Annotated in this window: 6 protein-coding genes; 3 read left to right on the forward strand and 3 right to left on the reverse strand. The window is 45.8% G+C overall.

From position 1 onward, the window contains the following. Positions 1-409 precede the first annotated feature (409 nt). Positions 410-3,436 carry an NACHT domain-containing protein gene (locus RMO79_RS06590; RefSeq protein ID WP_310482264.1) on the reverse strand — a complete coding sequence of 1,009 codons (3,027 nt, stop codon included), beginning with the start codon at positions 3,434-3,436 and terminating at the stop codon, positions 410-412. Between the two features lie 205 nt (positions 3,437-3,641). Here RMO79_RS06590 and rlmD point away from each other — a divergent pair, with 205 nt between their 5' ends. Both rlmD and RMO79_RS06600 read left to right on the forward strand, forming a co-directional pair. Further along, positions 3,642-5,210 (forward strand): 23S rRNA (uracil(1939)-C(5))-methyltransferase RlmD, encoded by a 1,569-nt coding sequence (gene rlmD / locus RMO79_RS06595; RefSeq protein WP_310482266.1) that lies wholly within the window; start codon positions 3,642-3,644, stop codon positions 5,208-5,210. A 472-nt stretch (positions 5,211-5,682) separates the two neighbouring features. Then, a complete protein-coding gene (locus tag RMO79_RS06600) occupies positions 5,683-6,156 on the forward strand; it encodes an anti-sigma regulatory factor (RefSeq protein ID WP_310482267.1) in 474 nt (157 codons plus the stop codon). Between the two features lie 21 nt (positions 6,157-6,177). Here the strand turns inward: RMO79_RS06600 and RMO79_RS06605 are convergent, their stop codons facing one another. Further along, the gene (locus tag RMO79_RS06605) at positions 6,178-6,882 is read right to left on the reverse strand and encodes a 1-acyl-sn-glycerol-3-phosphate acyltransferase (protein ID WP_310482268.1); all 705 of its coding nucleotides are present in this window, start codon (positions 6,880-6,882) and stop codon (positions 6,178-6,180) included. A gap of 112 nt (positions 6,883-6,994) precedes the next feature. Beyond that, the gene (locus RMO79_RS06610) at positions 6,995-7,138 is read right to left on the reverse strand and encodes a hypothetical protein (protein WP_310482269.1); all 144 of its coding nucleotides are present in this window, start codon (positions 7,136-7,138) and stop codon (positions 6,995-6,997) included. 63 nt (positions 7,139-7,201) lie between these two features. Here RMO79_RS06610 and ilvD point away from each other — a divergent pair, with 63 nt between their 5' ends. Further along, entirely contained in the window at positions 7,202-8,887 is a 1,686-nt protein-coding gene (gene ilvD, locus RMO79_RS06615) for a dihydroxy-acid dehydratase (RefSeq protein ID WP_310482270.1), read from the forward strand. Positions 8,888-9,074: the final 187 nt, after the last annotated feature.

Raw genomic sequence — 9,074 nt, forward strand, 5'->3', positions numbered from 1 at the left:
TTGATTAAGCGTAAACCCTAGAAATCCCCCTGTCTTGTCGGTTTTTTATTCTGGGGGTACCCCAGAATAAAACCGCCGCTAAATCCCCCTTAAAATGGGGGACTTCCGGATCCGGTTCCCCCCTTTTTAAGCTACCGTGTATACACAAGTCGGCTGGGCTTCGTTTCGAGATCTGAATCCCCCAAACCCCCTTTTTAAGGGGGCTAAGATCTGGTCAAAGTCCCCATTTTTAAGGGGGATTTAGGGGGATTCCCACCAATTTCGCTTCTCCCCAGAGATGTGTATACACGGTAGCCTTTTTAAGGGGGGTTAGCGGCTCGCGCTCGTCGGGTTTCCCGACGGTTTAGCGAGACAAGACAGGGGGGATTCAGATCTACGATCGAAGACATAAAATCTTCTCAGACATCCTCTAAGGCTGGTTACCTTCATCCCAAATTTCGACAAATTTTCGATAAGGTAATCGATCGGCACAATACCACAATAATTTATAACATTCTAATGCTAAAGGGGATCGATCTCCTCGATCGATCTCGGTTACTAGATCTTTTAATGTCGTTACTACCAATGGTAATTGTTCGTCTACTAATACTTCCTTGAGATATTCACCAGTACGCTTATAAAAGCTCGATGGCTGTGCGGAAGATATTAATTGTAATAAGGTATTTACGGCTAGTAAATGTCCGGGATAGAACTTACCTAATTGATATGCGTAGCGGCGTTGGGTTTCAGCATTATTGATAGTTATTAATTTACTTTCGAGTTCGGCAATTGCAATATCGCTGCCGCATTGGCGGGCTACTTTTTTGTGTTGATTGCGGGTGCTACTGGGTTGGGTTTGTTTGCTTGTAAATTCTATTTGAGCAGCAGGATGCGCGGGATAAATTTGACGCAGATTTTCTAATGCAGCCACTCGATCGTTATGAAGATTGCGATCGTCTGTTTTAGTGGCTGATAGCGATTCAATTATGCCTGCGAGGGTATTAATTGCCAGGTCGAATAATTCTCGATCTTTATTGTTTGCTGATAATCGATCGAGCAATAATTTACCGAGTGTAAATGCTGCTTTACGGGTGAGAGATCCAGTTTTATTAGTGGCAATAATATCTACCAGCTTATCGATTGCTGCTTGGTTATATTCAGGATCGATCTTAAATAAAGACTCACACATTTTAATACAGAGATCGCCACTATATCCAGATTCGTTGGCGAAGCCTCTCTGAAAGAGAATCGCAGTGCTTAACGCCTGAATGGCAATTGAATTTCCCGGATCGAATACTTTCCCTAAACTATGTGCGGCTTGCCATCTCAAGAAGGGGTTTTCGACAGTCTGAATGAATTTTTCTAGTCCGGCAATTGCCGCCATTCGATCTGCTTGTCTGAGTGCCAATCTCGCCCCATCTTGAATTGGGAGAGGATAAAATTGCCAAATAGTTAGATCGGGGATAAATTTGGCAAATCGCCACGCTAATAATCGATCGATAATGGTAGCTGCATGGCTCGATTCAGGAAATTCTGTCAGTGCGGCGGCGGCGAGAAAATAGGCCCGATAATAATAACAGCCACCGCAATTTTTATTGAAGTTTATTAATGTTTTGATACAAGCTTCTTTATCACTACTTGGAATATCACCTCTCCCAAACCAGAATAAAATTGTTTCATGCCAATCTGGACTAAAAATTGGTAGTTGACGATCTAAGTCGCCAGTAAAAAAGTAGTGCCAATCGGTTATCGATCGAGCGGCAAAGTATTCCTGAAAGGTGGAATGATAAAAAGCATATATTTTAGATCCAGTTGCGATCGAAATTCCAGTTTGATTCAACCAACCTAGTTGCAAAGCTAGTTCGAGCAAATCTGGTGCGAGGCATGTTAATACGGTATGATGATGGAGTCGAAAGCGAACGCGATCTTGTCGATTCTGGTTCGATCGATCGATATTTCTATCTGCATCTGGCGATGAAGTTGCAGCATAAAAAGCCAATTTACCGAGTGCATCATTTAACTGTTGGCGTTGAGCTAAACTTGTCGTAAATCGGTCTTGTTTCCAATCATAAATTGTATCGGTGAATTGTTGATACAAACTTGCTTTAGTACTGGGCAATCGACCTTGAGTCCGCAGCCAATATCGGCATAATAAAGCTAACCGCAGCGGATTTTTAATGGCATCTCGCAACTGCTGATATTGAGGTCGATCGAGTTCTAATAATAATCGATCGCTGAGATCTGGTCGGTCTTTAAACCAGCCCTGCATAAATTGTTTAATGCGATCGATCGTTGGCGTAGCCTCTCCAGCGGAGAATCGATTATAACCGCGATCTAAGCTGAGATTGCGATAGGTAGTGAAATTTTCTAGCACATTTTTACCGCTATCCCAAACATTCGATCGACAAGTAACAATAATATGTGCCGCACCGATCCAGCCCTGTAATTGACGGGCTAAATTACCCAGCGCAATACTAGCATCTATCGCCATTTCATCGATCGCATCCAAGAGCAGCCAGACTCGCCCTGTCTGAAATTGGGTGACTAAATCTTGTTGAACTTTTAGATCGACGATCGCCTTTTTAGTAGCTAGTTTCAGCCAGTCTTGCAAGAGATAAGTTTCGAGACTTTCGCCCTGAAGATCGGCAAGTGAAATCCAAATTGGTAGCAATTGTCGATCGAGCAATCCAGCCGCTAACTTTTGCAAGCAAGTCGTTTTACCCGAACCAGGTTCGCCAACGATCCCAATTCGGTTTGGTTCGGAATTAATTACTAATTTAGCTAATAATCGATCGGGATCGGGTACGATATTTTGCCAGATTTCCTCGCCACTGTCATCGCTGCGGTCGCGCACCTCAAAAATTGGGTCTGGCGATCTTTCCATCAGTCCTAGCGGCACATAGACCTCTGCTAGACTAAATTTAATCCGGTCTTCTACCATTAAAGGATTGGTCGTAATCCGATAATACTGTTGGGCTGTCAGGCTCGATTTTACCAACTCCCACCACTCATCTGCTGTCGCTGTTGTTACGCCAGTAACAGCAACATTTTGTGGCGATTTTTGTCGTTCCCATTCAGTGTTAAATTTCTGAAGATTTGCCGATCGATCGAGCCTGTCGTACCATAAAATCAAGGTAAAGTGCCAAGTCTCCGAGCCACCTTTACTCGTGCGGTTATCTTCAATAATTTCGAGAAAATCAGTCAAACATTTAATCGATTCTTTAATCTGTTCGCTACTAAGTTCGATGCCAGCTAGCTGCACTAATCGTTCTAGATATCGAACTTTCGTCCGCACTGCACAGCGTTTATCGGTTTGCCAGTTAAGTTGAATCTCTCGCTGTAAATTTTCTAATTGTCGCTCGTCCCCATCCAATTCATCATTGGCATAGTCAAGCAACACGCTAAAGAACTGCGCGGCACGTTGTTTGACTGCATTACCATAATTTGGACGGGGCATATTTTAGGTATTAGGTATTAGGTGTTAGGGTTAGGTATCAGGGGACTGGGGGACTGGGTGACTGGGTGACGAGAGAATTAGGCGTAATTATATTCCTTACTCCTTACTCCTTACTCCTTACTTCTTACTCCCATCTCCCCGCTCCCCGCTCCCCGCTCCCCAATAACTGCTATGATGATGGGTCGATCCTTTGCTAAAACACACCATGTTTCCTGACAATTTGCCTGCGGATGCTTCTAGCGAGCTGCCTACTCACAGCCAGTCATTGAAACAAGGGGAGGTAGTAGAAATTGAAATCACAGATATTAGCGAGAGCGGCGAAGGTGTCGGACGAGTGGGGAATCAAGTTGTATTCGTCCCCGATACAGTCACAGGCGATGTCATTACCGCCAGACTCGTCAACGTCAAACGTCAGTATGCTCATGGTAAATTACTCGAAATTGTCACAGCTTCACCTCACCGCGTACGCCCTAGTTGTATCGTGGCTGATAAATGCGGTGGTTGTCAATTGCAACATATCGACTATGACTATCAGTTAACTGCTAAAGAAAATCAGGTCATTCAAGCTCTCAAGCGGATTGGTGGCTTTGCCGAACCACCCGTCGCACCGATTCTCGGCGCGCAAGGCAACTTTGCTTACCGCAATAAAGTTACCTATCCACTAGGTGTTAGCGATACGGGTAATATCAAGGCTGGATACTATCGTAAAGGTACCCATCAAATTGTCAATCTCAATCAATGTCCGGTACAAGACGAGCGGTTAAACCCCCTTTTGGCAGAAATTAAGCAAGATATTCAAGATCGTGGGTGGCAAATTTATCAGCCAGAAAGTAAGGGAGCCAGAGAACCAGGCGCGCGCCGCACTGGGGTGCAAATCGTTGTCAGTCAGTACGCAGATCCTGGTGTAACAGAGCGTGGTATCCCGAAACCTAAGCTACGGAATCGACCGCTGGTGACTGAAGTTACGCCCGTACCCGATAATAGTCCCAAATTCCGACACTTATTATTGCGAATCGGTCGGCGAACTGGTGAGATATTATTGACGCTAGTAGTTACCGATTTCAACATTCCCGATCTTGAAGGTCAGGCACAGCGATGGATGCAACGCTACCCCAACCTAGTGGGAGTGTGTCTCAATCTTAACCAACAACCCACAAATAATATCTTTGGGACGGAAACTCGCTGTATTGCCGGACGGGGATATATTAGTGAAACCTTCGGTAATCTTGAGTTTCAGCTCAAAGCGGATACTTTCTTCCAGATTTACACCGAGCAAGCCGAAACAATCCTTAATCTAATTATCGATCGAGCCGGATTCACGGGTACGGAAACCTTAATCGATGCTTATTGCGGCATCGGTACGTTTACACTACCACTATCCAAACGGGTCAAGCGAGTAGTCGGGATTGAAGTGCATAACTCCTCTGTCGTCCAAGCCAGAGCTAATGCAAGGCTCAATGGCATCAATAATGTGGAATTCCGCACTGGCGAAGTTGAAGAGTTGTTACCAGCAATGGAAATGTCAGCCGATGTCATTTTACTCGATCCGCCGCGTACTGGCTGCGATCGGGCCGTACTAGACGCGCTGACAGATATGCAGCCAGCACAGATTATTTATATTAGTTGCAAGCCTGCGACGCTTGCTAGAGACTTACAAGTGTTGTGCGAGCAAGGTAATTACCAGCTTACCCACGTTCAGCCTGCTGACTTTTTCCCTCAGACTGCACATGTAGAGTGTGTAGCCTTTTTGACAAGAGCCGAACCCGTTGCCTAGTCTACCGACTAACTGCCATGTCGGTCGATCTGACCGATCGATCTCAGCCAAAAGGCGGATAACCGTATGGTCGGTTATCCGCTCATGTTGAGAGTTAAAAATGCCTCGATCGGTTGATAGGAAAGCTTTTGAGCGAATTTAATCTAGGCAGTTCGGGCTGTAGTGAAAGTACGCGGGAGATCTAAGTGTCGATCGGCTTAAAGCATTGCCAGCTCAGAATAATCTCGATTTTTACCTGCCGATATCGCTGGAGAATACGGGTGTTCTGATATACAAATGCTACTGCCGATCGCCTAGACTAACAAAAAAGATTTAATTATAATGGTATGAGTAGACGTTAAATCATCTGCCAAAAGGAGTATTTACTTCTGACAGATCGAACTGCCGTCCACGCACGAGAGTCACGCTGTTTTTTTAGACAGTTTGCGATTGTAATCCGGCAAGTGTGCTTTATGAGGATTAAGAGATTGCTATGGTATTAAGTCCAGTGAAGTCTGAATGGGATAAAGTTAGTTTTGCATCAACACTTTTTCTCTGTCCGATTCTTGATGGTTTGTTGTCAAGAGTACCTGGTAAATGGCAGGCAGAAATTAGATTAGGACTCCAAGAAGCGTTAGTAAACGCAGCCAAACACGGAAATAACCTCGATCCCCACAAGCAGGTTATTGTCCGTTTTTATTTTGAAGAGGGAGCATATTGGTGGATCGTCTCCGATGAGGGCTGTGGCTTTCGTCCGCCAGTACATGAAGTGGCTCCCGCACCTGTAGAACGCACTCGTCAAGAACAATCTTCCCATTTATTGCCTCAGCTCGAATCAGAATCAGGACGTGGTATGTTCCTGCTTCATCAAATATTCGATCGAGTAGTTTGGAATCGTCAAGGTACTGAGGTATCATTGTGCAAACAACTATCCTCGCAGATCGAGCGCGAACCATTATTAAGTTAATTTCAGCCGATTTGACAATTATTAATACTTAGACGATGCCGTTAATTCTTCGAGAGATCGAACGAGATCTTGATGGAGTTTTTTAGCACCAGTTTTACTAGAAAATTGTTGATAGTCATTTACCTGTAGTGGTTTGCCAAGTTCGATGGTAACGCGATCGCGAAATTTGGGATACGGATGCTCGTAGTCAAGATTAATCGGCAGAATTTTGAGGTCTAGATCTGGCTTTAACGATACCGCTTGCGTGGCAATCCGAGTCAACCCTTCCTTGATTGGATGCAACACCCGATCGCGAATGAGATTACCTTCAGGGAAAATTGTGAGCATTTCGCCTTGATGGAGCAACTCGATACTGTGACGAATCACGGCTGGACTAGTCTTGGTGGTATCGATCTCAAAGCACCCCAATCTTCGCAAGAACCAGCCTTGAATTCCTTTCATTTCATCAGTAGTTACCATAATTCTCGAACTTCTACCCGTAACATACGGCCCAATGGCGTATGCAATCAGTAGTGCATCCCATCTCGTCCGGTGAGTGGGGGCGAGAATTACAGCACCCGTGTGAGGAATATATTCTTTGCCGATGACTTCAATTTCGCGAAAGAAGCCAGGAAGCACGATATATCGACCGAGGGGATGAATAATTTTGGTCAACCACGGCGAAACTCGCGATTGGACGGGTTGATTGGAATCGGTAGTTTTAGTTGTCAGTGGTGAGTTTGTCATGGGAATAGTGAATAGTTGATAGTAAATTGTGGATAGTGGATAGAAATTGGGTATTGGTGTCTCCCAGTATCCCAGTCTCCCCGTCTCCTTTGTCCCCCTCTTATCTATCAATCTACCCAACAGAGCGACTATTGGGGAGATCGAGCGTGACAGTTTTTCGATCGCACCTAAAAATCAGTTGTAAAATTAACCGCCAATCGACCGATCGCCCGTAGAATAGATCGAATACCGATCGCCGATAGCTCCTGTAATTCACTGTGTTGTAGCGTGATGACGTAAGGCGATGGCTAAAAATATTAAGTATTAAGTCTAAAAAAATATGTCAGATAACAAGCGCAGTCAAGCTATTACCCAAGGCGTACAACGCTCTCCCAACCGGGCGATGCTTAGAGCCGTGGGGTTTGGGGATGACGATTTTACCAAACCGATCGTCGGATTGGCAAATGGTTATAGTACGATCACTCCCTGTAATATGGGGATTAATAAACTCGCACTTCGCGCTGAAGCCGCTCTCAGAGCGGCGGGATCGATGCCACAGATGTTTGGAACGATCACCATTAGCGATGGAATTTCGATGGGTACCGAGGGGATGAAATACTCATTGGTATCGCGGGAAGTAATTGCCGATTCGATCGAAACTGCTTGTAACGGACAGAGTATGGATGCGGTACTCGCGATCGGTGGATGTGATAAAAATATGCCAGGAGCGACAATTGCGATCGCCCGGATGAATATTCCATCGATTTTTGTCTATGGGGGAACGATTAAACCCGGACATCACAACGGCAAGGATTTAACCGTCGTCAGCTCATTTGAAGCCGTCGGACAATTTAGCGCGGGTAAAATCGACGCAGCCGAACTCAACGCGATCGAACAAAAAGCTTGTCCGGGTGCAGGTTCCTGCGGGGGGATGTTTACAGCCAACACCATGTCATCGGCGATCGAAGCAATGGGAATGAGCCTGCCTTATTCCTCCACAATGGCGGCTGAAGATGAAGAAAAAGCTATCAGTGCCGAAAAATCTGCCTACGTGCTAGTCGAAGCCGTCCGGAAACAGATTTTACCCAAGCAAATCATGACCCGTAAAGCCTTTGAAAATGCGATCGCGGTAATTATGGCAGTCGGTGGCTCTACTAATGCCGTCTTGCACCTGCTAGCCATCTCTCGAACGATCGGCGTACCCCTGTCGATCGACGATTTTGAAGTAATTCGCGGCAAAGTCCCCGTCATTTGCGATCTCAAGCCTTCTGGTAAATACGTCGCCACCGATTTACACAAAGCTGGGGGTATTCCCCAAGTCATGAAAATCTTATTAGAGCAGGGTTTATTACACGGCGACGCGCTCACCATCAGCGGTCAAACCGTCGCCGAAGTTCTCGCCGATGTGTCCAGTACTCCTCGCGACGACCAGGATGTCATCCGCCAGTGGGACAATCCCATGTACGCCCAAGGACACCTTGCCATCCTCAAAGGCAATCTTGCCACCGAAGGCGCAGTTGCCAAAATTACTGGAGTCAAAACACCTGTAATTACTGGCCCCGCCCGCGTATTTGAATCAGAGGAAGACTGTCTAGCGGCCATCCTCGCCGGAAAAATTGTCGCAGGCGATATCATTGTCATCCGCTCTGAAGGCCCTAAAGGTGGCCCCGGAATGCGGGAAATGCTCGCCCCTACTTCAGCAATTATCGGTGCTGGCTTGGGAGATAGCGTCGCGCTGATTACCGATGGACGCTTCTCTGGTGGTACATACGGCATGGTAGTCGGACACGTCGCGCCAGAAGCCTATGTCGGCGGCACGATCGCACTAGTACACGAAGGAGATAGTATTACGATCGATGCGCCTCAAAGGCTATTACAGTTAAATGTCTCCGATGCCGAATTAGCCGAGCGTCGCGCTAACTGGCAAGCACCCGCACCGCGTTACACCACGGGAATTTTGGGTAAATACGCCAAGTTGGTATCTTCTAGTAGTTTGGGTGCTGTCACCGACATGGATCTGTTTTAAACAGACAACGTTACACAAGTTGGATAGACTTCGTTTCTAGAATTTAATCTTAGCCCCCTTTTTAAGGCAGGGCTGATTCATCCCCTTTGGGAATGAATTTGTCAATATCTAAAGCAATCGGTTTTTAGATGAATGTGGTTGTTTCTTAGTATGAAATTACCATTTATTCGATCGAAATTAATTGCTT

This window comes from Chamaesiphon sp. VAR_48_metabat_403, from assembly GCF_031422475.1.
GTDB lineage: Bacteria > Cyanobacteriota > Cyanobacteriia > Cyanobacteriales > Chamaesiphonaceae > Chamaesiphon.

Bases quoted from the DNA above. Each gene is read 5' to 3' on its own strand.
- RMO79_RS06590 (WP_310482264.1), bottom strand. From the start codon at position 3,436: ATGCCCCGTCCAAATTATGGTAATGCAGTCAAACAACGTGCCGCGCAG.
- rlmD (WP_310482266.1), top strand. From the start codon at position 3,642: ATGTTTCCTGACAATTTGCCTGCGGATGCTTCTAGCGAGCTGCCTACT.
- RMO79_RS06600 (WP_310482267.1), top strand. From the start codon at position 5,683: ATGGTATTAAGTCCAGTGAAGTCTGAATGGGATAAAGTTAGTTTTGCA.
- RMO79_RS06605 (WP_310482268.1), bottom strand. From the start codon at position 6,882: ATGACAAACTCACCACTGACAACTAAAACTACCGATTCCAATCAACCC.
- ilvD (WP_310482270.1), top strand. From the start codon at position 7,202: ATGTCAGATAACAAGCGCAGTCAAGCTATTACCCAAGGCGTACAACGC.